The sequence below is a fragment of the Devosia sp. UYZn731 genome, from assembly GCF_040546795.1.
GTDB lineage: Bacteria > Pseudomonadota > Alphaproteobacteria > Rhizobiales > Devosiaceae > Devosia.
Map to the genome: position 1 here is coordinate 534,864 of NZ_JBEPOL010000001.1, position 25,909 is coordinate 560,772.

The 25,909-nt window shown below is 62.5% G+C and carries 21 protein-coding genes; 10 read left to right on the plus strand and 11 right to left on the minus strand.

All coding sequences use genetic code 11. From position 1 onward, the window contains the following. Positions 1 to 8 precede the first annotated feature (8 nt). Positions 9 to 1,052 (plus strand): ABC transporter ATP-binding protein, encoded by a 1,044-nt coding sequence (locus tag ABIB57_RS02500; RefSeq protein WP_354038256.1) that lies wholly within the window; start codon positions 9 to 11, stop codon positions 1,050 to 1,052. Further along, positions 1,052 to 1,738, plus strand: coding sequence for a hypothetical protein (locus ABIB57_RS02505; RefSeq protein ID WP_354038257.1), 687 nt, complete (start codon positions 1,052 to 1,054; stop codon positions 1,736 to 1,738). The genes ABIB57_RS02500 and ABIB57_RS02505 overlap by 1 nt, the downstream gene beginning before the upstream one ends. A gap of 15 nt (positions 1,739 to 1,753) precedes the next feature. Here ABIB57_RS02505 and ABIB57_RS02510 read toward each other — a convergent pair whose 3' ends face one another. After that, positions 1,754 to 2,758 carry a LacI family DNA-binding transcriptional regulator gene (locus ABIB57_RS02510; protein ID WP_354038258.1) on the minus strand — a complete coding sequence of 335 codons (1,005 nt, stop codon included), beginning with the start codon at positions 2,756 to 2,758 and terminating at the stop codon, positions 1,754 to 1,756. Positions 2,759 to 2,925: 167 nt separating this feature from the next. On the opposite strand from ABIB57_RS02510, the gene ABIB57_RS02515 reads away from it, so the two are divergent. From ABIB57_RS02515 to ABIB57_RS02550, 8 genes are all read left to right on the plus strand, one after another. Beyond that, positions 2,926 to 4,848: an ABC transporter substrate-binding protein gene (locus ABIB57_RS02515; RefSeq protein ID WP_354038259.1), complete on the plus strand. Its 1,923-nt coding sequence runs from the start codon at positions 2,926 to 2,928 to the stop codon at positions 4,846 to 4,848. Positions 4,849 to 4,926: 78 nt separating this feature from the next. Beyond that, positions 4,927 to 7,035 carry a family 10 glycosylhydrolase gene (locus ABIB57_RS02520; RefSeq protein ID WP_354038260.1) on the plus strand — a complete coding sequence of 703 codons (2,109 nt, stop codon included), beginning with the start codon at positions 4,927 to 4,929 and terminating at the stop codon, positions 7,033 to 7,035. An 11-nt stretch (positions 7,036 to 7,046) separates the two neighbouring features. Then, positions 7,047 to 8,033, plus strand: coding sequence for an ABC transporter permease (locus ABIB57_RS02525; protein ID WP_354038261.1), 987 nt, complete (start codon positions 7,047 to 7,049; stop codon positions 8,031 to 8,033). Beyond that, positions 8,033 to 9,205, plus strand: coding sequence for an ABC transporter permease (locus tag ABIB57_RS02530; RefSeq protein ID WP_354038262.1), 1,173 nt, complete (start codon positions 8,033 to 8,035; stop codon positions 9,203 to 9,205). The genes ABIB57_RS02525 and ABIB57_RS02530 overlap by 1 nt, the downstream gene beginning before the upstream one ends. A gap of 4 nt (positions 9,206 to 9,209) precedes the next feature. Beyond that, the gene (locus ABIB57_RS02535; protein ID WP_354038263.1) at positions 9,210 to 10,949 is read left to right on the plus strand and encodes a dipeptide ABC transporter ATP-binding protein; all 1,740 of its coding nucleotides are present in this window, start codon (positions 9,210 to 9,212) and stop codon (positions 10,947 to 10,949) included. An 11-nt stretch (positions 10,950 to 10,960) separates the two neighbouring features. Next, positions 10,961 to 11,737, plus strand: coding sequence for a hydroxypyruvate isomerase (hyi, locus tag ABIB57_RS02540; RefSeq protein WP_354038264.1), 777 nt, complete (start codon positions 10,961 to 10,963; stop codon positions 11,735 to 11,737). A 10-nt stretch (positions 11,738 to 11,747) separates the two neighbouring features. After that, a complete protein-coding gene (locus ABIB57_RS02545; protein ID WP_354038265.1) occupies positions 11,748 to 12,623 on the plus strand; it encodes a 2-hydroxy-3-oxopropionate reductase in 876 nt (291 codons plus the stop codon). Positions 12,624 to 12,701: 78 nt separating this feature from the next. Then, positions 12,702 to 14,807 (plus strand): beta-galactosidase, encoded by a 2,106-nt coding sequence (locus ABIB57_RS02550; protein WP_354038266.1) that lies wholly within the window; start codon positions 12,702 to 12,704, stop codon positions 14,805 to 14,807. A 65-nt stretch (positions 14,808 to 14,872) separates the two neighbouring features. Here the strand turns inward: ABIB57_RS02550 and ABIB57_RS02555 are convergent, their stop codons facing one another. From ABIB57_RS02555 to ABIB57_RS02600, 10 genes are all read right to left on the minus strand, one after another. Next, positions 14,873 to 15,715, minus strand: a complete 843-nt coding sequence (locus tag ABIB57_RS02555) for an NAD-dependent epimerase/dehydratase family protein (RefSeq protein ID WP_354038267.1) — start codon at positions 15,713 to 15,715, stop codon at positions 14,873 to 14,875. Continuing rightward, entirely contained in the window at positions 15,712 to 16,683 is a 972-nt protein-coding gene (locus tag ABIB57_RS02560; RefSeq protein ID WP_354038268.1) for a mannonate dehydratase, read from the minus strand. Before ABIB57_RS02560 ends, ABIB57_RS02555 begins: the two co-directional genes overlap by 4 nt. A gap of 66 nt (positions 16,684 to 16,749) precedes the next feature. After that, complete coding sequence (locus ABIB57_RS02565; protein WP_354038269.1) at positions 16,750 to 17,754, minus strand: ABC transporter ATP-binding protein; 1,005 nt, start codon at positions 17,752 to 17,754, stop codon at positions 16,750 to 16,752. Continuing rightward, positions 17,747 to 18,796, minus strand: coding sequence for an ABC transporter ATP-binding protein (locus tag ABIB57_RS02570; protein ID WP_354038270.1), 1,050 nt, complete (start codon positions 18,794 to 18,796; stop codon positions 17,747 to 17,749). Before ABIB57_RS02570 ends, ABIB57_RS02565 begins: the two co-directional genes overlap by 8 nt. 5 nt (positions 18,797 to 18,801) lie before the next feature. After that, on the minus strand, positions 18,802 to 19,707 hold the full coding sequence (locus ABIB57_RS02575; protein WP_354038271.1) for an ABC transporter permease: 906 nt from the start codon (positions 19,705 to 19,707) through the stop codon (positions 18,802 to 18,804). A gap of 9 nt (positions 19,708 to 19,716) precedes the next feature. Continuing rightward, the gene (locus ABIB57_RS02580) at positions 19,717 to 20,715 is read right to left on the minus strand and encodes an ABC transporter permease (RefSeq protein ID WP_354038272.1); all 999 of its coding nucleotides are present in this window, start codon (positions 20,713 to 20,715) and stop codon (positions 19,717 to 19,719) included. Between the two features lie 72 nt (positions 20,716 to 20,787). Then, positions 20,788 to 22,578 carry an ABC transporter substrate-binding protein gene (locus ABIB57_RS02585; protein WP_354038273.1) on the minus strand — a complete coding sequence of 597 codons (1,791 nt, stop codon included), beginning with the start codon at positions 22,576 to 22,578 and terminating at the stop codon, positions 20,788 to 20,790. 477 nt (positions 22,579 to 23,055) lie between these two features. After that, the gene (locus tag ABIB57_RS02590) at positions 23,056 to 24,027 is read right to left on the minus strand and encodes a hypothetical protein (RefSeq protein WP_354038274.1); all 972 of its coding nucleotides are present in this window, start codon (positions 24,025 to 24,027) and stop codon (positions 23,056 to 23,058) included. Next, on the minus strand, positions 24,024 to 25,199 hold the full coding sequence (locus ABIB57_RS02595; protein ID WP_354038275.1) for a PQQ-dependent sugar dehydrogenase: 1,176 nt from the start codon (positions 25,197 to 25,199) through the stop codon (positions 24,024 to 24,026). Before ABIB57_RS02595 ends, ABIB57_RS02590 begins: the two co-directional genes overlap by 4 nt. Next, positions 25,154 to 25,876: a PQQ-dependent sugar dehydrogenase gene (locus ABIB57_RS02600; protein WP_354038276.1), complete on the minus strand. Its 723-nt coding sequence runs from the start codon at positions 25,874 to 25,876 to the stop codon at positions 25,154 to 25,156. Before ABIB57_RS02600 ends, ABIB57_RS02595 begins: the two co-directional genes overlap by 46 nt. Between the last annotated feature and the right edge of the window lie 33 nt (positions 25,877 to 25,909).

Genomic DNA, 25,909 nt, shown 5'->3' on the forward strand with positions numbered 1-25,909 from the left:
CTAAAATCATGGCTCCCGTTACCCTCCGCCACGTCAAGAAAAGCTATGGCGACGCAGCCGTCATCCACGGCGTCGATATCGATATTGCCGATGGCGAATTCGTCGTCCTGGTCGGCCCCTCCGGCTGCGGCAAATCCACCCTGCTGCGCATGGTCGCCGGGCTGGAAACCATCACCGATGGCGAGATTTCCATCGGCCCCCGCGTCGTCAATGAGCTAGATCCCAAGGATCGCGACATCGCCATGGTATTCCAGAATTATGCGCTCTATCCGCATATGACGGTCGAGACCAATATGGGCTTCTCGCTCGAACATCGCGGCGCCTCCAAGGCCGAGATCACCGAGCGTGTGAACTGGGCCGCCGACATCCTGGGCCTGGTCCCCCTGCTCAAGCGCTACCCCCGCCAGCTCTCCGGCGGCCAGCGCCAGCGTGTCGCCATGGGCCGCGCCATCGTGCGCAATCCACAGGTTTTCCTGTTCGACGAACCGCTCAGCAACCTCGATGCCAAGCTGCGCGTCGTCATGCGCGGCGAGATCAAAAGCCTGCACCAGCGCCTCGGTGTCACCACCATCTACGTCACCCACGACCAGGTCGAAGCCATGACGATGGCCGACAAGATCGTCGTGCTCAATGCCGGCAAGGTCGAACAGATCGGTGCGCCGCTCGATCTCTACGACCGCCCGATCAACCAATTCGTCGCCGGTTTCATCGGCTCCCCCTCAATGAATTTCATCGGCGGCCAGATCACCCCCGATGGCTTTGCCGCCGCCGGCATTACCCTCCCTTTGCCGCCCGGCCTCGCCCCCGGCAACGCTGTCTACGGCATCCGGCCCGAACACTTCGAGCTCTCGCCCGCAGGCGTCGCCGCCACGGTCCTGCTGGTTGAGCCGATGGGCTCGGAAACCCAGGTCACCATGACCCTGGGCGAGCATCAGGCGATCGGCGTCTTCCGCGAACGCGTCAAGGCCAGCCCCGGCGAGACCATCATAGTTCGCCCCGACCCAGCCAACGTCCACCTCTTCGACACCACCACCGGCGCCCGGATCAACTGATGTCCACCTATCCCGAAACCCCGCTCTACCGCGCCATTACAACCGGCCAGTTTCCAGTGATCGTCTCGCTGCCGCGCCACGACCTCGCCTTGGCGCAAGCCGCACTGGATGGCGGTGCCACGGCAATCAAAGTCCACCTCAACGCCTACCACCGCGCCTCCGGCACCACCTTTGGCAGCTTCACCGAGGAACGAGGGTTCCTCGAAACCCTCGCAAAACTCGGCGCACCCATGCTGGTGATGGCCGGCCAGGAGAGCCTGCCCACGCTTGACGAAATGGACGCCCTCGCCGATCTCGGCTTCGAGGGATTCAACGTCTACATGGATCACCTGAAACCGCACCTGCTGCAGTCGCGGTTACGCCCGATGCCGGCCCTCTCCGCCACCAGCACCGATGCCGATATCGCACGGCTGGCAGCCATTCCCGGTGCGATGATCGAAGCCTCAATCATGGACTTCGCCGGCTACGGCACGCCGCTGACCGCGGCCGATCTGGCGCGTTATACCCACATCGCGGCGCTTGCCGGCGTGCCGGTCATCGCCCCGAGCCAGAAGAAATTTACGCCGGCCGACATGCCGGGCCTCCGCGCCGCCGGGATCGCCGCGCCGCTGCTTGGCGTCATCGTCACCGGGGCGACGCCTGCGAGTATGCGAACATCCGTCGCCGCCATCACTGCCGCTCGGTAGCAACGGCATTAGCCCTCACAACGCGATCGACTTCGGGAAGGCATCGGCAACCGGCCCGGCCGAGGCACGGATAACGAGGTGCCCCGAGAACAGGAGCCGCAGGGGGATTTCGGGCGACATGCGTTCATTGATGCGGTCATCCAGAACACGCACCAGGCCGGCCCCGATTTCGCGCCCCTGCACTTTGACCGTGGTCAGCTGGGGCGATATCTGGGTTGCAGCCGAGTAGTCGCCAAATCCGATGACCGACGCATCCTCGGGAATCCTGTAGCCAAGCCGGAGCAGTTCGGAAACGACGGTCAGCGCCATGCCATCGTGGGCGCAAAAGAAGGCCGTCGGGAAAAACCCGTCGGCATGGGCCGCTTGTAGATGCTCGGTGAAGCGCATCTCGGCCTGGAACTTCATCTCGCGAAAGCTCACATCGTCGTATCGTTCGAACACCTCGCGCACACCGTAAAAGCGTTCGACGCGACCGCGATAGCCGGGCGTGCCGTGGACGTAAGCGATGGTGCGGTGCCCCAATTCGAGCAGGTAGTTGGCGACGGCCGAGCCGCCCTCATGGTCGGTGCCGGAGACGATATCGAACGGATCGAAGGGATCCATCCAACCATTGCGCACGACGTGCACACCCAGATCGCGAATGCGCTGCATGGTCGACACGGGATGCGGGCCGACCAGAGCGACGCCGGAGCAGCCGCGCGCGAATGCCTCGATTTCCTGCGGCAGATGCGTCCAGCACATGCGCACCTGATAGCCGTGGCGCTGCGCCTGCGCCTGAAAACCGCTTTGGATCAACAGATGCAGTTCGGAATTGATGAGGTCGGTATCATGGAACACCACGCCAAGCACCGTCTCCTCAACCTCGGCGACCGCGCGGGTGTACCCCAGGTCAGCGGCGACCTGCTGCACGCGGCGCCGCGTCCCGTCGCTGACGCCGTCCTTGCCGGACAGGGACCTGGACACGGCGAACTTCGATAGGCCCGTCATTTCGGCGATTGTCGACAACGTGACGCGTGCCATTGGAACTCCTGACCGGTATCCACCACTTCGGGCGACATCCCGAGCAATAGCTCATTCTATCCACAGAATGACATCAATATCAACATAACGCTTTACCTAACAAAATTACAGTCGCAGGCTCACCATCGCTAACAACGTCCACAGGCGGTTAGCCAGGAGGAGATCAAATGGTAAGCATCAGCCGTCGGGCTTTTATCGTCGCGAGTTCCGCTTTTGCCGGAGCATTGGCCGTCCCAAGCTGGGTGCGGGCTCAGGAATCGGCCTTTCTAAAGGCTCAGGTGGATGCAGGCACATTGCCAGCGGTCGCCGATCGCTTGCCCGCCAATCCACTGGTCATCACGCCGTTCGAGCGGACTGGCCAGCAGGGTGGCGACTGGAACCACGCTCTGGTCGGTGGCGGCTCGCTCTCAATGCTGGTGCGCTACCAGGGTTATGAGCCGCTGGTTCGTTTTAACCCCGACTGGTCGGGCCTTGTTGAAAACACGGCCGAGTCATGGTCGGTCAATCCCGAGGCCACCGTATACACCTTCACCCTTCGCAAGGGCCACAAGTGGTCCGATGGCGTGCCCTTCACCACCGCCGACGTGCAGTTCTGGTACGACGCCTACTTCAACGACGCGGAAGCCAGCCTCGGCGGTAACGCCTGGTGGTTTGTGAACGGCGAGGCGGCCAAGCTCGAAGTGGTGGATGAGCAGACCTTCAAGGTCATCTTCCCCGGTCCCAATGGCCTTTTCGTGCAGCAGCTCGCTTGGGCCCAGCAGGACCAGATGACGCGCACGCCCAAGCATTACCTCGAGCAGTTCCACATCAAGTACAACCCCGATGCCGATACGCTGGCCAAGGCGCAGGGGCTGGAAAGCTGGATCGCCCTGTTCCAGCGCGAAATCGGCATGCTCGATGACAATACGTTCTATCAGAACGGCAAGCGGCCGACGCTGAACGCCTGGGTGTTCACCGATGGAGCTCCGGGCGAAAACACCGAACGCGCCATTGCCACCCGCAATCCCTATTATTTCAAGGTCGACGACAAGGGCACGCAACTGCCCTACTTCGACCGCGTCGTCTACCAGATGGTCGCCGATCCCGAAGTGCTGCTGCTCAAGACGCTGCAGGGCGAAATCGACATCATGGACCAGTATATCTGCACGCCCGCCAACAAGCCGGTGCTGTTCGATGGCCAGGAAAGCGGTGGCTACGGCTTCTATACACTCAAGGAAACCGCGGCCAATGTGATGGCCTTTCAGCTCAACCTGAACCATCTCGACCCAGTCAAGAACAAGCTGTTCAACACCATCGAGTTCCGCCAGGCATTGTCGCTCGCGGTCGACCGGCAGGCATTGATCGACGCGGTATTCGTGGGCCAGGGAGCCCCTGCACAACCATCGATGCGTGAGGGCGATCCGCTCTACAACGAGCAGTTGGCCAAGCAATTCATCGAGTTCGATCAGGCCAAAGCCAATACGATGCTCGATGCGCTGATCCCCAACAAGGATGGCGAGGGCTATCGCCAGGACGAGCAGGGCCGGCGCGTCTCGATCATTTTCGAGATCGACCAGACCCGCACCACCTTCCTCGACATGTTCGAGCTGGCCATTCCGATGTTCCAGGCGGTCGGCATCGATGCGCAAATGCGCACCATGGACCGCTCGCTCTGGGAAGAACGGGTGCGCCGCGGCCGCGAATACGATGCCACCGCGCATCAGTTCGGCGCCAATTCAGGTATCGCCGCCATGCTGGACGCGCGCTTCTATGTGCCGATCAACAATAACTGCTTCTATGCGCCGGGCTGGTCGCTCTACTTCACCCAGCCCGACAATGAAGCGGCGGTCGAGCCACCCGCGGCGGTCAAGGCCCAGCAGGAGCTCTATCGCACGCTGGTCGGGACGGCAGATCCGGCCAAGCAGACCGAATTGATGGCCCAGGTGCTGCAGGGCGCGGCCGATCTGTTCCTCACCTTTGGCGTCAGCCTGCCGGCTGACGGCTATGGGGTGGTCAAGAACGACGTCGTCAACCTGCTCGACAGCATGCCCAACTCGTTCGGCTGGCCCACGCCCGGCCCGGCGCGTCCCGAGCAGTTCTTCAAGGCCTAAGGCCCTCACCGCAAACATTGGCTTGCGCCGGTCCCTCGTGGACCGGCGACGGCACAATCATACCCAATGGAACCCGCGATGCTCGACACCCAGGCAAAGACCACTGACCATCTCCGCAAGCCCGACTGGTATCGGTCGGCGACGCGCTGGACCCAGCTCACCCTGGCCGAAGATGACCCGATCAAGTACGATCCGGCCTTCTGGGTCGACGTGTTCAAGCGCACGCGCTCCAACGCCACCTGCCTCAGCGCCGGCGGCTATGTGGCGTACTACCCGTCCAAGGTGCCGCTGCACTACGTCTCCAAGTTTATTGGCGACAGCGATCCGTTTGGCGACCTCGTCGCCGGTGCCCGCAAGCTGGGCATGCATGTCATGGCGCGGGTCGATCCGCATGCCATCCACCAGGACGCGGCCGATGCCCATCCCGAATGGATCGCGGTCGACAAGGCGGGCAACAAGCGCCGCCACTGGGCTTTTCCCGATGTATGGGTGACCTGCGCCTATTCGGACTACAACTTCAAGTTCATGCCCGAGGTGCTCAAGGAGATCACCACCAATTACGATATTGACGCCATCTTCGCCAACCGCTGGCAGGGCCATGGCGTGTGCTATTGCAATAGCTGCAAGACCAATTTCCGCGTCGCCTCGGGCCATGAATTGCCGATGGACGAGCGCCTGGAAAACCCGGCATGGCTGGCCTGGACCGCGTGGCGCCGCAATGTGCTGAGCCGTCTCGTGGTCGAATGGGACGAGGTGATGAAGGCCATCAAGCCGCATACCAGCTTCATTCCCAATATGGGCTCGGTGTCGCTGACCGAATTTGATCTCGACATCATCGAGAAATATTGCCCGTTCCTTTGCGTCGACGACCAGGGCCGTCGCGGCACCGAGCCGGTATGGATGAGCGGTCGCAACGGCAAGCGCATGCGCGCCACGTTCCGGGATCGCCCGGCCATCCTCATCACCTCGATCGGGCCGGAAGAGGAGTACCGCTGGAAGGACGCTGTCACCACCGGACCCGAAATTCAGGCGTGGATCGACGATGGCACCACGCAGGGGCTGTTGCCCTGGTTCACCAAGTTCAACGGCGTCGTGCCGGATACGCGCTGGGTCGAGCCGGTCGCCGACAGCTTCGGGCTGCATGCCGATCTGGAGCCGGTGCTCAGCACCATGACGCCGATCGCCGAGATCGCCATTCTCGATCCCGCGACGACATTGCGTCATCACGGCCAGGACACGCGCCGGGCGGCGGAGGCAGACGATCTGGGCTTCTACATGGCCCTGATCGAAGCCAAACTGCCCTTCGAGATGGTATCCGACCAGGCGATGACGTCCGAAACACTCGACAAGTTCAAGGTCATCATCCTGGCCAATTCCACCTGCCTGTCCGACGCGCAGGTCAAGACACTCGAAGCCTATGTGGCGCGCGGCGGCTCGGTTGTGGCCGCCCATGAAAGCTCGACCCGGACCGAGACCAACAAGCCGCGCAACGCCATTGCGCTGGGACCGCTGCTGGGCGTCAGCCTGACCAAGGCCGCGCGTGGTCCGGTCAAGAACACCTATGTGGCGATCAACGGCGATCACCCGATCTCAAAGGGCTTCGAGGGCGCCAACCGCATCATGGGCGGCACCAAGCTCTTAGCAGTCGAGGCAGTCGCCGATGCGGAACAGCCCTTCCTCTATGTGCCGGACTTCCCCGATTTGCCGATGGAAGAGGTCTATCCGCGCGAAGACCCCAAGGGCGCTGCGGTCGTCACCCGCGAACACGCCTCGGGAGGCCGGACCGTTTACATCCCGTGGAACATCGGCGGCATCCTCTGGGAGGTAATGGCGGGCGATCATGCGCGGCTCATCGGCAATGCCGTGCGCTGGGCGCTCAACAAGCGGCCAGATGTAGAAATCAGCGGCCGCGCCGTGCTCGACCTGTCGGTGCGCCAAGACCGCTCCGGTTTGGCCGTCGTACTCAATAACCTCTCCAACCCCATGATGATGAAGGGGCCCATCCGCGAGGTCTATCCGGCCGGCCGCATCGAGGTTTCCATCGCCATTCCATCCGGCAAGACGTTTTGCCGGGCCGAACTGCTGGTGGCGGGCGGCGATGTGGAAACCACGGTCGCCGATGGCCGGGTCACCATCGTGGTGCCGTCCATCGACACCATCGAAGTCGTCCACGTGACCTGGGCCTGAGCGGAACCGCCATGCTAAACTATGTGATTAAGCGACTGGTCTATATGATCCCGACCCTGATCGGGATGTCGATCATCGCCTTCACGATCATCCAACTGCCGCCGGGCGACTACCTAACCTCGATGCTCGCCTCGATGGCGGACAGCGGCGCCAATGTCGATCCCGGCCAGATCGAGCGCTATCGCCAGATCTATGGCCTCGATGCGCCCATGTGGGAGCAGTACTGGAAGTGGATCAGCGGCATCCTGTTCAGGGGCGACTTCGGCTATTCGTTCGAATGGAACCGGCCGGTGGCGGACCTGATCTGGGAACGGATGGGCTCGACCCTGGGCATTTCTCTGGCCTCGTTGCTGTTCGTCTGGGCGGTATCGCTGCCGATCGGCATTTATTCGGCGATGCGCCGCCACTCGGTGGGCGATTATGGCTTCACGCTGCTCGGCTTCATCGGGCTGGCCGTGCCCAATTTCATCATGGCGCTGGTGCTGATGTATTTCAGCTACAAATATTTCGGCCAGAGCGTGGGCGGCCTGTTCTCGCCCGAATATGCCGAAGCATCCTGGAGCTGGGGCAAATTCGTCGATCTGCTGGCGCATCTGTGGATTCCGATCATCGTCATCGGCACCAACGGGACCGCGGCGTTGATCCGCATCCTGCGCGCCAACCTCACCGATGAACTCAACAAGCCCTATGTGGTGACGGCCAAGGCCAAGGGCCTGCCGGAATACAAAGCGGTGCTGAAATATCCGGTGCGCATTGCGCTCAACCCGTTCGTCTCGGCCATCGGCTGGGTGCTGCCGGAGCTCATCTCGGGCGTCACCATCACCGCCATCGTGCTCAACCTGCCCACTGCCGGCCCGCTGCTGCTGCGGGCGCTGATCAGCCAGGACATGTATCTCGCTGGCAGCTTCATCCTGCTGATGGGCGTGCTGACGCTGGTCGGCATGCTGGTTTCGGACATCCTTCTTGCCCTCTTAGACCCACGGATCAGGTTCAACTGATGATAGCCCATAGTTTCATCGACGAGGCGCCGGAAACCGGGCCTGCCGTTTCCGCGCTCAAGGCCGGCAAGCCGGTGGAGACTGCTGCGGCTGGCCCATGGCGGCTGATGTGGACCAAGTTCGTGCGCAACAAAGTCGCGGTCGTGGCCGGCGTCATCATCCTGATGCTGTATCTGATCGGCCTGTTCGCCGAATTCCTTGCCCCTGCCCTGCCCGATACGTCGCGGCCGCAATTCACCAATGCGCCGCCGCAGGAATTGCGCCTGTTCGCCACCCAGCCCGATGGCAGCCAGCAGTTCCTGTTGCATGTCACCGGCTATACGATGAGCGTGGACCAGGCGTCATTGCGCCGATCGTATGTTATCGACGAGAGCCAGGTCGTGCCGATTGGTCTGTTCGTCAAAGGCGCGCCCTATAAGCTGTGGGGCCTGTTTCCCGCCGATGTGCACCTGATCGGGCCGCTCAAGACCAGCGACACCATGTATCTGCTTGGCACCGACAAGCTGGGCCGCGACCTGCTCAGCCGGCTGATCCACGGCACCCGCATTTCCATGTCGATCGGGCTGATCGGCGTCAGCATCAGCCTGTTGCTCGGCGTCGTGCTCGGCTCCATTTCAGGCTTTTACGGCGGCTGGGTGGATATGATCATCCAGCGCGTCATCGAGGTGATTTCCTCGATGCCCACCATTCCGCTGTGGCTGGGTCTAGCGGCGGCGATCCCGCTGACCTGGTCGCCGCTGACGGTCTATTTCGTCATTACCCTCATTGTCTCGCTGTTCGGCTGGACAGGATTGGCGCGCGAAGTGCGTGGCCGGTTCTTTGCCCTGCGCAGCGAAGACTTCGTCACCGCCGCGAGGCTGGACGGGTCGAGCGAGCGCCGGCTGATTTTCCGGCATATCCTCCCCTCGCTCACCAGTCACATCCTCGCGGTGGTCACCCTGGCACTGCCCACCATGATCGTCGCCGAGACTGCGCTGAGCTTTTTAGGCATCGGCCTCAAGGCGCCGGTGGTCAGTTGGGGCGTGCTGCTGCAGGACGCACAGAACGTGCGCACCATCGCCAATGCCTCATGGCTGCTGATCTGGCCGGCTGGCGCGGTGGTGCTGACCGTGCTGGCCTATAATTTCCTTGGCGATGGCATGCGCGACGCTGCCGACCCGTACGAAAGCTGACGCCATGCCAACGCAAGACGTCATCACCGAACGACAGTCCGATGCCGCCGCCGGCGACGTCGTGCTCAAGGTGGAAAACCTCAGTCTCGACTTCCGCCTGCGCACCCAGGTGCTGCATGCGGTGCGCGATGTCAGCTTCGAGCTGCGCCGTGGCGAAACGCTGTGCCTTGTCGGCGAAAGCGGCTCGGGCAAGTCCGTCACCGCTCGTGCCCTGCTGCGCATCCTCGACAAGAACGGTGCCATTGCGTCCGGCCGTGTCCTACTCAAGGGAAAGCACGGCGATATCGACATCGCCACCCTCAACGAGCGCAGCCCCGAACTGCTCAAGATACGCGGCGGCCGGATCGGGCTGATCTTTCAGGAGCCGATGAGTTCGCTGTCGCCGGTCCACACCATCGGCAGCCAGATCGTCGAGGCGCTGCGCCTGCACCGCAGCATGGACAAGAAAGCGGCGCGCGCCGAAACCATCGAGCTGTTGCGGCAGGTGGAAATTCCCAATCCCGACAAGATGATCGACCGCTATACGTTCGAGTTCTCGGGCGGTATGCGCCAGCGCGCCATGATCGCCATGGCACTGGCAGCGGACCCGGAAATCCTCATCGCCGATGAGCCGACCACCGCCCTCGACGTGACGACGCAGGCCGAAATTCTCGACCTCATCAAGCGCCTGCAAGTCAGCCGCGGCATGGCCATGCTGCTGATTACCCATGACATGGGCGTCGTCGCCGAAGTCGCCGACGCCGTTGCGGTCATGCATTTTGGCCGTATCGTCGAGGCCGGCAGTGCCGACGCCATTTTCCACGATGCCAAGCACGAATATACACGCCGCCTGCTCGGCTCGACCGTCAAACTGGAGCAGAACCAGCGTGCCACCACCCATGCCGAGCCAGCCGCCACCACACGCGCACCGGTGCTAAGCGTGCGCAACCTGTCCAAGCTTTATGGCGCTTCAGCCGGATGGTTCGGCGGCGGCAGCCATGCGATCAAGGCCGTGGACGATGTCAGCTTCGATCTCTATCCGGGCGAAAACCTCGGCATCGTGGGCGAGAGCGGCTCCGGCAAGACGACGCTTGGCCGCCTGATCCTGCGCACGGTCGAGCCCACAGGCGGCACTGTCACCTATTTCGGGCAGGGCGAGCCGGTGGATGTGACGGCCCTGAACAAACGCCAGCTCAAGAGCTTCCACCGCGACGTTCGCCTGGTGTTCCAGGACCCCTTCGCCTCGCTCAATCCGCGCTTGACCGTCAAGGAAGTGATCGGCGATCCGCTGGTCGTGTCCGGCAAAGCCAAGGGTGCGGCGCTGGAAAAACGCGTGGGCGAATTGCTCGAACTCGTCGGGCTCGACCCCATGGCCATGGAGCGCTATCCGCACGCATTTTCGGGCGGCCAGCGCCAGCGCATCGGCATTGCCCGCGCCCTGGCGCTCGATCCCAAGATCATCATCGCCGATGAGGCCACGGCGGCGCTCGACGTGTCGATCCGCGCCCAGATCCTCGATCTGCTGCTCGACCTGCAGAAGCGGCTCGATCTCAGCTTCGTTTTCATCTCGCACGACATTTCGGTGGTTCGCTACTTCTGCGACCGGGTCGCCGTGATGCATCGCGGCAAGCTGGTGGAAATGGGCACTGCCGAGCAGATTTGCACCGATCCGCAGCAGCCCTATACCAAAAGCCTGATATCGGCCGTGCCCAACCCCGACCCGCGCCACAAGCGGATGATGCACCGCACCCGCTTTACCGCTTGAAGGATATTTCCGTGCCCAAATTCTCCGCCAATCTCTCGTTTCTCTACGCCGACCTGCCCTTCCTTGACCGCTTCGCGGCGGCCGCCAAAGATGGCTTCAAGGCTGTCGAATATGTCGGTCCCTACGCGTTCCCCATGGAGGAGGTCGCCGCGACGCTCATATCGAACGGCTTGACGCAGGCGCTGTTCAACCTCCCTGCGGGCGACTGGGACGGCGGCGAACGCGGCATTGGTTGCCATGCCGATCGCGTGGTGGAGTTTCAGGCCGGAGTGATGACGGCCATTCGCTATGCCCAGGCGCTGGGTTGCGACAAGGTCAACTGCCTTGCGGGTATCGCACCGGCCGGCACCACCGCCGAACAGCGCGACGCAGTGCTAGTCGCCAACCTCAAATATGCGGCCCCCCGCCTCGCCGACGCCGGCATCAAGCTGCTGCTCGAGCCGATCAACCTGCGTGATATTCCCGGCTTTCACGTCTCGACCACGCATCATGCCGAGCGCCTGCTCGATGCGGTTGGGTCCGACAATCTGTTCATCCAGTACGACGTCTACCATACCCAGGTGATGCAGGGCGATCTCATCCCCACCTATGCCCGCCTCAAGGACCGCATCGGCCACATCCAGATCGCCGATAATCCCGGCCGCAACGAGCCCGGCACCGGCGAGATCAACTATGGCTTCGTGCTCTCCGAGATCGATCGGCTCGGCTACGACGGCTGGGTCGGCTGCGAATACAAGCCAAAGGCCGGCACCAGCGCGAGCCTGGGCTGGATGAAACCCTATCTTTGAGGAGCGTCCTATGAATATCGGTTTTATCGGCCTTGGCGTCATGGGGCGCCCAATGGCGGAACATCTGATCGCCGCCGGTCACAGCGTCGCGCTGCATCGCGTCAAGGACGCATCGCAGCATCTCGTCGACAAGGGTGGCACGGCGCTGGAGTCAGCCAAAGCGGTCGCCGCGGCCAGCGACATCATCATCCTGATGCTGCCTGATACCCCCGATGTCGAGGCGGTGCTATTCGGCACAGATGGCGTGGCGGCAGGACTGTCCGCCGGCAAGCTCGTCATCGACATGAGTTCGATTTCCCCGGTCGCCACCAAGGATTTTGCCAAACGTATCGAAGCGCTGGGCTGCGATTATCTCGACGCCCCCGTTTCGGGTGGCGAGGTCGGCGCGAAGAACGCCGCACTCACCATCATGGTAGGTGGCCCGCAGGCGGTGTTCGACAAGGCGCTGCCGTTGTTCCAGACCATGGGCAAGAACATCACCCTGGTGGGTGGCAATGGCGATGGCCAGACCGCCAAGGTCGCCAACCAGATCATCGTCGGCCTCAACATCGCGGCGGTCGCCGAGGCATTGTTGTTCGCCAAGCGGGCGGGTGCAGACCCAGCCAAAGTGCGCGAAGCGCTGATGGGCGGGTTCGCCGCCTCTCGCGTGCTCGAGGTGCACGGCGAGCGCATGGTCAAGCGCACCTTCGATCCCGGCTTCCGCATCCGACTGCACCGCAAGGATCTTTCACTGGCCGTCGACGCCGCCAAGGCGCTCGATATTGCGCTGCCCAACGCCTCGGCGACGCAGCAGTTGATGAACGCGGCCATCGCCCGTGGCGATGGCGACAAGGACCACTCAGCCCTCATCCTGACACTGGAGGCGCTGGCCGGCCTCGATCGCTAAACCAGCCCCTTTCACCCATCCCATTTTTGCAACGGCGCCTTGGCGCCGCGCGCTACCTCTTTGCTCAAGGAACGCAAAATGCCCATCGACAAGCTCCCGCAAGTGCCGTTCGGCGCGGTCTATTTCCGCAAGTCCAACCCGCCCCGCGAGGATTGGGAGCGCGACTATGGCGTCGCTGCCGAAGATGGGCTCAACGTCTTCCGTCACTGGTTCATGTGGGCCTCGATCGAGCGCAAGCCGGGCCTCTATGACTGGGAGGACTATGACCGCCAGATGGATTTAGCCGCCAAGAACGGCATCAAAACCATCATCGCCGAGCTGACCCATACCGTCCCGGACTGGGCCTATCGCCAGTTCGGCCATGCACGCCAGCTGCGCGCCGATGGGCGGCCGATGACCTCCAATATGGGCGTCAGTTCTTCGACAGGCGGCTTCTCCAACAATGGGGGCGGGGCCGGTGCCCTCACCATGAATGCGCCCGAAGTCAAGGAAGCGGTGGCGGCATTCCTCAACGCCATGGCCACGCGCTACAAGGGCCATCCGGGCCTGCTCGGCTATGACGTCTGGAACGAGGTCAACTACGCCGCCGACGTCGACTACTCAGAATACATGAAGGCCGACTTCCGGCTTTGGCTCAAGGCAAAATACGGCGATCTCGAAACCCTCGCCAACGCCTGGTACCGCTATTCCTACGCCGAATGGGAGGATATCGAGCCCCCCGCCGAAGTCGCCGCCTACCCCGAAAATCTCGACTGGCTCGAGTTCAAGCGGCAGAATTATTACGGCCAGATGCAGTTCAAGATCGATACGATCCGGGCCGTGGATCAGGACTGCCTGATCGCCGCTCATGGCGTCGGCGGTGCCATTCCCAATATGGCGGCCAACGGCTCGGACGACTGGCTCGCCGCCTCCAAGGTCGAGCTTTATGGCCTCACCTGGGTGCCCAGCCGGCGCGGGTTCAAGCCATGGCAGAACTTCTTCGGCCCCGACCTGACCCGTGCCGCCGCACGCGGCAAGCCGTGGTGGCATGCCGAACGCCCCGGCGGCCCGCTCTGGCTGCAACCCCAGGTGCTCGGCCGCGACAAGGACGATGGTCGCGTCATGGACCCGGAGGATATTCGCACCCTCACCATGACCTCGTTCGCAGCCGGCGCCACTGGCGTGCTCAACCTGCGCTATCGCCCACTGCTCGATGGTCCACTGTTCGGCGCTTTCGGGTCATACGGCATGGACGGCTCGCGCACCCCGCGCTCGGACATGGCCAGCGAGATCGGCAAATGGGCCAATGCCGCCGAGCAGAAGCCGCTATTCGCCGCCAAGCCGGTCAAAGGCGACATCGCCATCCTCGTCATCCCCGAGGCGCAGGCCTGGGACTATCTGCTCAACCATAACCACAAGCCCGAGACCTATCGCGAAGCGATGTGGGGCGCTTATCGCGGCTTCTTCGACAACGGCATCCAGGCCGACTGGGTCCACATCGACCACATCGCCGACTACGCCACCATCTACGCGCCATATCCCATCATGCTGACCGCCGAGCACGCCAAGGCATTGGCGGCATGGGTCGAGAATGGCGGCACCCTGATCTCTGAAGCCACGCCTGGCTATTTCGGCGATCGCGGCAAAGTGGGCACGGTCCAGCCCAATAACGGCCTCGACGCGGTATTCGGTGCCCGCGAAGACGAGGTCGAGTTCATGCCGGATATCGGCGACCGGATCGCCTTCGATTTCGACGGCAAGCCGGTCAAGGGTGGCGGGTTCCTGCAATCGTATTCCCCAACGACCGGAACGGTGCGCGGCAGTTTCGTCGATGGCAGGAAAGCAGTGGTCGAGAACACATTCGGTCGAGGCCGCACCCTGCTGGTCGGCACAAATCCGGGCATTGCCTATTTTAGGCAGAGCAACGCAGAAAACCTGGCCTTCTTCGCCGATGTTCTCGCCTGGACCGGCAAGACCCAGCAGCTGAAATTGTCCAACCCCGCGCTGCAGGGCCGTCTGCATGATGGCCCCGACGGCCGGGTGCTTTGGCTGCTCAACCCGACGCGCGAGAGCCAGCAGACCAGCGTCGTGCTCGATAGTGGCCCGGCGACATTCAGCAAGACCTTCTGGGGCAATGGCGATGCGTCGACGGGTGGTATCGTGACCATTCCGCCGCGTGACGTCATCGTGGTTCGGCTTGCCTAGAAAACACATCGCGCTGGCCACCTTAATCGGTGTGCCAGCGCGATAAATTCATGACGGCGTCGGCCCTATTGTGCCTGCGCCATCGCCGCGTCGTGGTCCCAGCCGAGCAGGCGTTCCGCCTTGGCCGAGCTGAAAAAGCTGCGCAGGCCGGAGAGGTCCCCGGTGACGGGAATGTCGGGGAAGTAGCGCGCCGCGAGTTCGAGGCTGGGCACTTCCACCGTCGTCGTGGGGGAGACGATGTAGAACACTTCGTGGCCGGTAAACGTGCCATTCAGGCTGCGGAGGCAGGCGTCGGCGGCAGCGTTGAGGTTGGTCCAGGCCCACAGGTGCTTGTCGACGTTGGGGCCATCGGCGGGATAGACCCGTGCGGCCATGGCCCGCTCCGGTACCACGTAGTGGAACCGCATGCTGGCAATGGTCATGCCCTCATGGCGGCGCGCGAAGCTGTCGGCCTGCTGCTCGCAGATCCACTTCGAGAGGCTATAGGGGTCTTCGCTATAGTTGGCGTGCGTCTCGTCGATCGGGAAAAAGTCATAGCGCGGGTGCCGGCTATAGGCGTGACCGATGGCATTGACGCTGGAGGCCTGGCAAATCCGCATGATGCCGTTTTCGGCGGCGGCGCGCAGGGCGTTATAGCTGCCAACGACATTGTTGTTGTGCACCACATGATCGGGATGCCGGCCGGGCGAGGGAATGGCCGCCATATGGATCAGCGCGTCGCAGCCGTCAAAGGCCGCGACCAGGGCGTCATAATCATCCATTTCCCCCTGGATGAAGCTGACGGCCTCCGGCAATTCCTCGTGCTTGGGAACACGATCGATGCCCACGATGCTGTGGCCCTGCGCCACGGCAAGCTCGGCAATGCCGCGGCCGACCCGGCCGCTGGCTCCGGTCAACGCAATCTTCATTGCGCACTCCCGCTGTAAACCGCTTCCTGCAAGCCGCGGATATAGCCGATGGCATAAAGCCGGCCGAATGCCGAGTAGCCGGCATTGGCATTGCTGTCGCCCTCGACGGTCGGCACGTGATCGGGGCGCAAGACGCCGTCGAAGTCGATGTCCCGATAGGCCTTCATGCAGGCCAGCATGTCGGTCTTGCCGGCATCGTGCCAGGTTTCCTCGAACTTGGTGGGCACGCCGCGCACGTCGCGGAAATGGATGAACGAGATATTCTTGCCGAACTTACGGATTTCACGCGGCAGGTCATCGGTCATCAGGGTGAAATTGCCCTGGCACAGCGTGATGGTGTTGCTCGGGCTGGGGACCAGTTCGATCAGGCGCTGGTAGTTCTCGATCGAACGCATGATGCGGCCGACGCCACGGATCGGCGATAACGGGGGATCGTCCGGGTGCATGGAGAGTTTGACCCCTGCCCGCTCGGCGACGGGCAGCACCTGGCGCAGGAAGTAATCCAGATTGGTCCACAGCGCCTCCTCGTCGATCGGCGGCTCCTTGGTCAGATCGGCGGGCACGTCGTTGATGTCGAAGCTGGTGACGACCGAGCCGCCCCGCGACGGCGTCGCCATATTGGTGCGCACCCAGTTGAAGTCGGTCATCCACTCGTAGCACCAGACGGGAATGCCGAGCTTGCCCATGCTTTCGAGCAGGGTGCAGACCACCGCGATTTCCTCGTCACGTCCGGGCTGGCCGCGCTTGGCCTTGTTGAGCGGCGGGCGGGCCTCGATGACGCGCAGCTCGAAACCGGCATCCTCGTAGACCTGCTTCATGCGCTGGAGCGGGGCCAGATCGCCGACGGTTTCACCGGGCCGGAGCGTATCGAAGGGCAGTCCGCCGACCGCCAGATTGACGCCCGCCTGCTGGGCAAGCTTCCACACCGGGGACGGCGCCGGGGAAATGAATTCGGCAATTTCGAGCATAAAACCTCACTCAGTAAAGACTGGCGCGTGGCCGCGGACGGCGATGCATAAGTTAGGACGATCAGATCAGGCCGGCAGCAGTTCGGAAAGCCGCTCGGCCACGATCTCCGGCTGCTTGTCGTGCAGATAGCAGGCTGCAGCCTGGCTGGGATTGATTTGGAACAGCGGCGGGCGCGTCTTGCAGATTTCCATCGCCTTGGGACAACGGGCGCGGAACGGGCATCCGGTGCTGACGCCATCGGCCTCGCGTGCCATGATCGGGTGTTCGCCCCAGCGCTGGTTCAGATTGGGCCACGGGATCGAGTCCACAAGAAGTTGCGTATAAGGGTGCTGCGGCGACTTGATCACCGCATCGACGTCGCCTGCCTCCATCACCCCACCCCGATAGAGCACGATGATCGACTTGGCGATATGATAGGCCGTGGTCAGGTCATGGGTGATGTAGATGATCGAGACACCATGGTCGCGCTGCAGATTGCGCAGGGTTTCCAGGATGTTGGCGCGCAGCGACGCATCCACCATCGACACCGGCTCGTCGGCGATCAGCAGCCGGGGCTTGAGCAGCAGGGCGCGGGCGACATTGATGCGCTGGCGCTGGCCGCCCGAAAGCTGGTGCGGGAAGCGCCCCAGAATGTCTTCGGGCCGCAGGCCGACGGCGGTGAGCGCCTCCTCCATGCGATTGCGCGCATCGGTCTTGTTGCGGGCCAGCTTGAACCGCTTGATCGGCACGGTCAGCAGATGATCGACGGTATAAAACGGGTTGAAGACCGCAAACGGGTCCTGGAACACGGCCTGCACCTCGCGGCGATAGGCCAGGCGGTCCTTGCCGGTGAGGCCGGCAATGTTCTTGCCGCGATAGAGGATTTCCCCGGTCGTCGAGGTGATGAAGCCGAGCAGCAGCATGGCAAGCGTGGTTTTGCCGCTGCCGCTTTCGCCAGCCACCGTCATGATGGTCGGCTCGTCTTCCTTGAGGGTCAGCGAGATATCGCGCAGGGCGATATTGGCATGCGGGCTGATGATGCCGCGCTGGTAGACCTTGGAGACATTCTTGAGTTCGAGCAGGTTAGCCATGATGCTGGCCCTCCTCCGCATAGAGGTGGCAGGTGACGGTCCGGCCGCCAGCCAGGGTCACGGATTCTGGACGCACCGTGCGCTGCAATTCCTCGGCATAGGGACAGCGCGGATGGAAAGCGCAGCCGCTCGGCAAGCGCAGCAGCGACGGCGCAAGACCGGGAATGCCCTGGAAAACGCCCTTGTTGTCGAGGTTCGGCAAGCTGGAAATCAGCGCCTGCGAATAGGGATGCTTGGGATCGGTGAACATCTCGCGCACGCTGGCAACCTCGACCAGGCGCCCGGCATACATCACCGCGACCTTGTCGACGAACTGGGCCATCAGCCCCATGTCGTGGCCGATCAGGATGACGGCCGCATTGATCTGGTCCTGCACACGGTCGATGGTTTCCATCACCTGGCGCTGGGTCACCACGTCGAGCGCGCTGGTCGGCTCATCAGCGATAATCACCTTGGGCTCGAGCAGAATGCCGATGGCGATGCAGACGCGCTGCTTCATGCCGCCGGAGAGCTCATGGGCGTACATGCGGAACACGCCCGAATCCAGGTCGACGGACCGCAGCGCGTGCATGCAGCGATCCATGATCGCCGAACGGCCCTCGCGTGGCATGTGCGATTTGATCGCGTCGACCATCTGCGCGCCGATGCGCGTCACCGGGTTGAGCGAGTTCATCGCGCCCTGCGGAATATAGGCGATCTTGTCGAGACGCGCGCGGCGCATGGTATCGTCATCGAGCGCCATCAGGTCGGTGCCATCGACGACAACGCTGCCGCCTTCGATGCGCCCCGGTGGCTTGATCATGCGCATCATGGCCAGGGCCATGGTGCTCTTGCCGGAACCTGACTCCCCGACCATGCCGAGCTTTTCGCCGGCGCCGAGGGTAAAGCTGACATCGTCCAGCGCCTTGGCCCGGCCAAGGTCGGTGTAGTAGGTGACTTCGAGGCCTTTGACCTGCAGTACGGATTTGGCGCTGCCTGCGTCATACGCCGCGGTGGCATTGCGCGAGCCGGCCTGCGCACCTGCGGCTTTTGTGTCCATCATCATTGCTATTCCGACTTGCGTACGCGGGGATTGGCGAGTTCGTCGAGGCCCATATTGACCAGGGCCAGCGCGCCCAGGATCAGGATCATCGCGAAGGCGGGTTCCAGAGGCCACCACCACCAACCGTTGAAGAAGGCGCCCTGGCTTTGCGCTGCCCAGATGATATTGCCCAGCAGTGGCTCACGCAGCGGCCCGAGCCCAAGAACGGCCAGGTAGAACGAGGCAAACACCGCCGAAAACACTTGGCCCACAAAGGCCGCGGCAATGAACGGCAGCAGATTGGGCAGGATTTCGCGGAAGATGATGCCCATGTCGCTGACGCCCGAGAGCTTGGCGACGGCAACGAATTGCCGCTCTTTCATGGTCATCACCTGGGCGCGGATCACCAGGGTTGGTCCCATCCATGCCAGCATGGCCACAATGAGGGCCATGGTGAAGATGGTCACGTCGCGCTTGTCGAGCGAACCGGCCACCACGACCTGGATCAGCAGCACCGGGATCGGCGTCAGGATCTGGCAGACAGTGCGAACCGCCCCGTCGATCCAGCCGCCGAAATAGGCCGAGGTGAACCCCAGGACCACGCCGACCAGCGTGCCGATGCCGCCGGCGAGCAGGCCGATGAAGGCAGTTTGCCACATGCCCACCACCATCGCCGCCAGCAGGTCGCGGCCGAAGAAGTCGGTGCCGAAGGGATATTTCAGGCTCGGCGCCTGCTTGAGGCCGGCCGATAGCGGATAAGCATGCTTGGGATTGACGACCAGCAGGCCAATCACCGTGAACAGGAACAGCGCGACGAGAATGATAACCCCGAGCGCCAGACCCTTGTTACGCCGCAGATAGCGGAAGAACAGGACGACATTGCTGGGCTGGCTGATCGTCGGGGATGGGGAAACCATGGTGATGTTTGCCATCATGCGCTCCTAATTTTCCCGAATTCGCGGATCGAGCAGCGGGTAGACGAATTCCAGGATCGTCATCAGCGCCGCGATGGCGATGGTGATGAAAATCACGATGCCGTAGATCACCGGGAAGTCGTTGGCGCGGATGGCAAGGTTCAACGCCGTGCCAATGCCCGGCAGGCCGAATATGCCTTCGACGATTACCGCCGAGGTAATGACGGTGCCGAGCGCCAGTGCCAGGCCGGTGACCTGCGGCAGCAGGGCGTTGCGCAGGTAGTAATCCCTGAAAATGCGGCCCCCGGTCAGCCCCTTGTGTTCGGCGAAATTGACGTAGTCCTCGCCCTGGATGGTAATGCCCATACCGCGCATGGACAGCACCCAGCCGCCGACCGATCCGAGGATCAGCGCCAAAGCCGGCAGGATTTGGTGTTGCATCAGATCGAGGAAGAACGACCACGACCACGTCGGGACGATGCCCGCCGAATAGGCGCCGCCGAGCGGCAGCCATTTGAGGCGGAAGCCGATGAAGAACAGCAGCAGGATGCCCATGATGACGGGCGGCACGCCGGTTAAAAGGATGAATGGCGTTGCCAAAGACCGCAGCCAGCCCGGCGCCTTGGGCCAGGCGGCGACGGCGCCGAGCAGGGTTCCGAGCACGAAGCTGAGGACGGTGGTGACCAGCAACAGCCCGATGGTCCAGGGCAGCGCTTGGGCGATCACCTCGGTTGCCGTGGTCGGATATTTGCTCAGCGAATAGCCGAAATCCAGCCGCATGATATTGCCGAGATACTGCCAGTACTGCTCGAAGATCGGCTTATCGAGGCCGAACTGCTGCTGCATCGAGGCAATCATTTTTTCGATATCGCCGGGCGAGAAACCGCCGGTGCGGGCCAGTTCGCCGAAGCGTTCGCGAATGGCGTTGCGCGATGACAGGCGCGGTATGAAGAACACTATGGTCGAGGCGGCCCAAACGACCAGGACGAAAAACAGCAGGCGTTTGACGACGATCTTGAAGCTCAATGGACTGATCCCGAAAGGTCTTGGCCGGCAGGAGGGGTTACGCGCCACCGGCGCGTAACCCCGGAGTGCTGACTACTTGGCGCCTGAAGGCTGCAGCCCGGTGATGACCAGCATGCCGGTGTGAGCCCAGAACGCGCCGTTGGTACCCATCCCGACATTTGTCGAGGACGGCCAGTTCTTCCAATAGTGGTTGTTGTACGGAATACGATGCAGCCACTGGATGACCGGAACGTCGATGGTGTCGCGCCAGTAAATCCCGAGAGCCTGAGCGGCGCCGGCGATGAACTTCGGATCCTTGGAGTCGAGCGGTGCAATGGCATCGATCAGCTTGTCGTATTCAGGGTTGGAGTAGCGCGAGAACCGGTTATTGCCGGCCGACGAGCCAATGCCGCTGCTGTATTTGCCGTCGAAGAGGTTGAGCGCTTCGAAGGGGTCGAAGAGGCTGGCGCCATGGCCGAACATGTAGAGGCCGGCTTTGCCGTCGACCATGTTCTGATAGGCGTCGGTACCGAAGTTCACGTTAGACTCAAAGCCCGCCTGACGCAGCATTTCGGCCAGGATCGGAGCGATATCGCCGTGGATGTTTTCGAAGGCCTGGATGGTGGCGTCGAACGTCTTGCCGTCCTTCTCCCACAGGTCGTCGCCATTCTTGGCCCAGCCAGCCGCTTCCATCAGCTTGGCGCTTTCCTCGAGGTCGTACTTGCCGGGTTCGTACTTGGCTTCCTCGGCCTTGACTTCAGGCGAGTCGGCGAAGGCCTGCAGGTTCGGATAGAGCGGGAACGGGTAGATCGTGGCGATCTTGGCGCCCTCGTAGAGCACCTCGTTGATCTGATCGCGGTTGATGGCCAGGCTGATGGCCTTGCGCACGTTCGGATCGCTGTAGGGTGCGAGCTGGTCGTTCATCCACAGCGAGTTCGGCCACCAGTCGAGATAACCATAGGGCGACTCGGTGCCGGTCCAGGACTGAACCTCGGGGTTCTGCTGCAGGATGTTGCCGATGATCTGCGCCCGCATGTCCACCGACGAGTCGAACTCGTTGTTGACGATGCGCTGGGCAACCGTATCCATCGGCTGGTTGAGGATATTCACCACCACGACGCGCTTGACGGCGGGCGCGGCGATGCGGCCGGCTTTGACGGCCCACCAGTCTTCACGCAGGTTGAAGATCTTCTGGTTGGTGTTCCAGGCGACGATATCGAACGGCCCGGAATGGGGGATCGCGTCGCGGCCTGGCGCCTTGGTCGGATCGGCTTGTTCAGACAGATAACCAGCCGGTACGATCGGAATACCGGTGTCGAACTTTTCGGTCAGTACTTCGAACTTGAAGCGCGGTGCGGGCGCGTTGAACGTCACCTCGATGGTGAGATCGTCCTTGGCGGTGACGCTTTTGACCAGTTCGGCGAACTGCACATGGTAGGGCAGCGTCTCATACTTGATCTGGCCTTCGAACGTGTAGACCACGTCCTTGGAGGTTACGGGCGAACCATCCGACCACTTTGCGTCCTTGTTGAGCTTGATTTCCAACGCGGTGAACGTGTCGTCGGTATAGTCCATGCTGTCGGCCAGCCACGGAATGAATTCGTTCTTGTAGATGCCGAAGTACATCAGCGGCTCCCACATCAGGTTGTTGCCTTCCTGATGGGTATAGCCGGGCAGAACCCATGGATTGGTCGTGCCGATGGACGAGCCACCCGAAACGCCCCAGCCCAGAATGACCGTCTCGTTGCGCGGCACATCCGCCAACGGACTGGCGGGCACGATTTCGGTGGCGGCGACGGGCGCAGCATCCTGCGCGAACGTCGCGACTGGCGTAAACGCCAGCGTCAGCACTGCTAGTGCTGTAGCGAGTTTGAATTTGACCATGTGACAGCTCTCTCCCTTTGTCTGCCAGCGGATGAAGACGCTTGACGCGTCGAATGCTTCAGAAATTACCGCTCTTGCGCGCGGCCCCTCGTCCTCCCTTGCCCTTGCAACGCTATGTTGCTTGGGGTGTTTGTCGTCTGATGACCGCCAAGAATATATTATCGCGGCGTCTCAGTTTAATTTTGCTGATTTGACAGAAATTCGGCCAGCAAGACATCATCTGCCAAACTTACGTTTGTCAGCTCAAGCAAACCTCAAGTCAAAACAACACACCTAGCGCCAACCATCGCAGGCAACTCGCATTGCGATATTTGGCCTGGCACTCCTCATATCAGTGTTGCTAGCGCCAGCCTCGCAACCCGATTTTCTTATTATTATATCAATGATTAGCCGTAGGGATATCCCGAGTCAACGCGCGAAATAGTAACGTTGCAATTCGCGCTCTGGCCGAGAAAAAAGTGATCGCAGCAGCCTCCTTCAGCTCGAAAATGCCAACACACTGTGGCGAATAATGGTGGGTGTTTCTGGGGCGATATCGATGGCCGTCGCGACGCCCCGCCGGTTGATCGGATTGGGTCCGGTCGAGATGGCGTCGTTCAGATCGAACGCCGCCGCGATCGGTTCGAGCCCGAGGCCACGATACTGCCCATTCCAGGGTGGCACCTCGACCCCGCGGTCGGTGTGCCAGATCTGCAGCGATGGCAGTTGCGTACGGTCCCAATCGAGGATAATGCCCGCGCCCTCGTCCAGCCAGGTGGCCTTCATGGGGCTGCGCATGCCGCAGAGCTGGACGTTGAGGTTCTTTTGACTGCCCAGCGGCGGGTGGCTCAGGTCGACCGGCCCGCCGGCCTGCGGCACGGCGGCCAGGCTGGAAAATTCCTGTTCCCCGGCAACCTGGCGCGGATGCACCAGCCCGAAATCGAACTCCGCCTCGAGCCGCAGCCGCCCCGGTTGCTCGGGCAGCCGGAAAATCGGATGCAGCCCGACCGAGATGGGTGCCGCCCGGCGCGCAAAGATGGTCAGCGTCGAGTCCAGCGCCGGCGCATCCGGTCGGGCCGCGACGCGGCGTTCAAGGCGCAGCACCGGCGAAGTTTCTGGATAGTCGAGTGCCAGCGTCACCGAGGAGGCATCGGCCGAAACGATAGTCCATTCCTCGTCGGCGGCCGGTCCGTGGATCGGCCAGTCGCGCGGCCGGTCCATCAGCGCGGCCCATTCGGGTGGCGCCTGCGGCGCCGGTCCGCCAGAGCCCATCGGCACGCAGACGAAATCGCCGCCCAGTTCGCGCAGATGGCCGATGACCGACATGTCGGTTACCGTCCCCATCCAGGGCGCGCGGGCAAATGGCCGAAACGCCTTGCTACCCAGATCGAAGCAGCAATCGGCCAACACCGCAGCGGTCGACAAGACCACCGCTTCGCCATGCGCCCATTTGAGGACGTGTTCGCTCATTGGGCCGCACCTGTGGTGATGGTCATGTCGTCCAGCGCGGCCGGATCGGCTGGCAGTTCGGCGTCCCCCGCCGCGAGGCCGTTGACCGACAGCACATAGGCGATGATGTCGGCATAGTCGGTTGCCGGCAGCGTCCCCGGACGCGACGGCGGCATCGTGTCGCGCGCCTTGCGGTAGAGGTCCCCTACCGGCTTGCCGTTCCAGTTGCCGGCAAAATACTCGCCAGCCAGCGGGGTGCCATAGGTGGCGCTGATCAGGTTCTGGCCATGGCAGGAAACGCAGTTGGCATTGTAGGCAATCTTGCCACGATCGGCCTGTGCGGCGGTGAAGCTCGGCGGCAGGCCGGCCGCGGCAGGGGTTTCGCTCTGCACGGTCATGATGGCCTCCGAAGTCGGCGCCGTGGTCGACGCAGCCTTGCCGGTATAGCTGAACACCAGGATCGATCCCGGGTTTTGCATCGTGGTCGTGGTCCCGCCTGCCAAGGCCTCCGCCAGCCCCCCCGGATCGGTTGCCACATAGATCGTCTTGCTGTCGGGGCTGAGGGCGACGTCGCGGAAGCGGTTTTCGGATTGGAAATAGCGCTCGATCGGCCCGCGCAGCGACTTGCCATCGGCGGCAAGCGGCAGGCGGTAGATCGAGCCGCGCTTGAGCGTGGTGACGATCAGCGAATTGTCCCAGCCGGGGATGGCTTCGCTGGTGGGCATGTAAGCCTGGATACTGGACGCCGCCACGGTCGGCCAGCAGATGAAATCGACGCCCTTGCACACCGGATCGGTGAAATCCCAGTCGCTGGGCACGGTAAACAGTGTCGCCAGCGGGTCCTGCATCGGCTCGGTCCAGCTCGTTTCGTCTTCGACGGGAACGGACGGATCGATGGTGATATCGGAGAACTGGAGCTGTTCGCAGGGCGTGGTGGCATCCTTCCAGCGGGCATATTGGTAGGCTTTGTCATCACGGAAGCCCGCAACATGCGGCCAGCCGAAATTGCCGCCCGGCACTAGGATATTGACCTCGTCATCGGTCTTGGGCCCCTGCTCCGAGGCATAGAGCGTGCCGTCGGGCGCGAAGTCGATGCCCTGCATATTGCGGTGGCCATAGGTGAAGATGTGGCTGACGACGTCGGCAATCATCGGATTGTCGTCCGGAATTGTGCCATCAAGATTGAGCCGCAACGACTTGCCTTGATAGGCGATGTAGTCCTCGGCTTCGAGCCTGTCGTGGGCAGGCGCTGGGCCTCGATCGGCTGGCACCAATTGCCGAGCTGGTCTTTGCCGCCATCGCCGATGGTGTAATAGAGCTTGCCGTCGGGACCAATTTTCATGCGCCCCGAATTGTGGTCGCTGCTCGCCGGCAGGCCGACAATGAGATCGACCGGATCGATCAGCTTGTCGGTCGCAGCGTCATAGGTCAGTCGGACAATCTTGGTATAGAGGAAGCGGTAGGGACTGGCGGGGTCGGTAATCACCGGATCGGCCCCGCGCGCCTCATCGAGGTAGGTATAGGCAGTGTAGACGTAGTCGTTGCCGGTTCCCTTGAGCAGATCGGGATGCAGCGCGAGGCCCAGCAGGCCATCCTGCCCGCCTGGCGCGGAGACTTCGCCGATATCGATCAGCGTCGTCTTGCTGCCGTCGGCAGGATTGATGCGATCGATGCGGCCGGCGGTGCGCTCGGTGACCCAGAGATAATCGTCCGGACCCCATGTCAGCTCCCACGGGCCTTCGAGGCCGGTGGTCAGCACCTTCATTTGAAACGGTACGGTTCCGGCGACAACAGCGTCAGGCGTGTCCTGCGCCAGGACCGGAGCGGCCATGGACAAAAGGGCGACGATAAGAGCAACGCTACGTTTCATCTCAAGAACCTCCCTACCAAGCCGGTTGATCCG

Excerpts from the sequence above, each read along its gene's own strand:
- ABIB57_RS02500 (WP_354038256.1), top strand. The coding sequence starts at position 9 with ATGGCTCCCGTTACCCTCCGCCACGTCAAGAAAAGCTATGGCGACGCA.
- ABIB57_RS02505 (WP_354038257.1), top strand. The coding sequence starts at position 1,052 with ATGTCCACCTATCCCGAAACCCCGCTCTACCGCGCCATTACAACCGGC.
- ABIB57_RS02510 (WP_354038258.1), bottom strand. The coding sequence starts at position 2,758 with ATGGCACGCGTCACGTTGTCGACAATCGCCGAAATGACGGGCCTATCG.
- ABIB57_RS02515 (WP_354038259.1), top strand. The coding sequence starts at position 2,926 with ATGGTAAGCATCAGCCGTCGGGCTTTTATCGTCGCGAGTTCCGCTTTT.
- ABIB57_RS02520 (WP_354038260.1), top strand. The coding sequence starts at position 4,927 with ATGCTCGACACCCAGGCAAAGACCACTGACCATCTCCGCAAGCCCGAC.
- ABIB57_RS02525 (WP_354038261.1), top strand. The coding sequence starts at position 7,047 with ATGCTAAACTATGTGATTAAGCGACTGGTCTATATGATCCCGACCCTG.
- ABIB57_RS02530 (WP_354038262.1), top strand. The coding sequence starts at position 8,033 with ATGATAGCCCATAGTTTCATCGACGAGGCGCCGGAAACCGGGCCTGCC.
- ABIB57_RS02535 (WP_354038263.1), top strand. The coding sequence starts at position 9,210 with ATGCCAACGCAAGACGTCATCACCGAACGACAGTCCGATGCCGCCGCC.
- ABIB57_RS02545 (WP_354038265.1), top strand. The coding sequence starts at position 11,748 with ATGAATATCGGTTTTATCGGCCTTGGCGTCATGGGGCGCCCAATGGCG.
- ABIB57_RS02550 (WP_354038266.1), top strand. The coding sequence starts at position 12,702 with ATGCCCATCGACAAGCTCCCGCAAGTGCCGTTCGGCGCGGTCTATTTC.
- ABIB57_RS02555 (WP_354038267.1), bottom strand. The coding sequence starts at position 15,715 with ATGAAGATTGCGTTGACCGGAGCCAGCGGCCGGGTCGGCCGCGGCATT.
- ABIB57_RS02560 (WP_354038268.1), bottom strand. The coding sequence starts at position 16,683 with ATGCTCGAAATTGCCGAATTCATTTCCCCGGCGCCGTCCCCGGTGTGG.
- ABIB57_RS02565 (WP_354038269.1), bottom strand. The coding sequence starts at position 17,754 with ATGGCTAACCTGCTCGAACTCAAGAATGTCTCCAAGGTCTACCAGCGC.
- ABIB57_RS02570 (WP_354038270.1), bottom strand. The coding sequence starts at position 18,796 with ATGATGGACACAAAAGCCGCAGGTGCGCAGGCCGGCTCGCGCAATGCC.
- ABIB57_RS02575 (WP_354038271.1), bottom strand. The coding sequence starts at position 19,707 with ATGGCAAACATCACCATGGTTTCCCCATCCCCGACGATCAGCCAGCCC.
- ABIB57_RS02585 (WP_354038273.1), bottom strand. The coding sequence starts at position 22,578 with ATGGTCAAATTCAAACTCGCTACAGCACTAGCAGTGCTGACGCTGGCG.
- ABIB57_RS02590 (WP_354038274.1), bottom strand. The coding sequence starts at position 24,027 with ATGAGCGAACACGTCCTCAAATGGGCGCATGGCGAAGCGGTGGTCTTG.
- ABIB57_RS02600 (WP_354038276.1), bottom strand. The coding sequence starts at position 25,876 with ATGAAACGTAGCGTTGCTCTTATCGTCGCCCTTTTGTCCATGGCCGCT.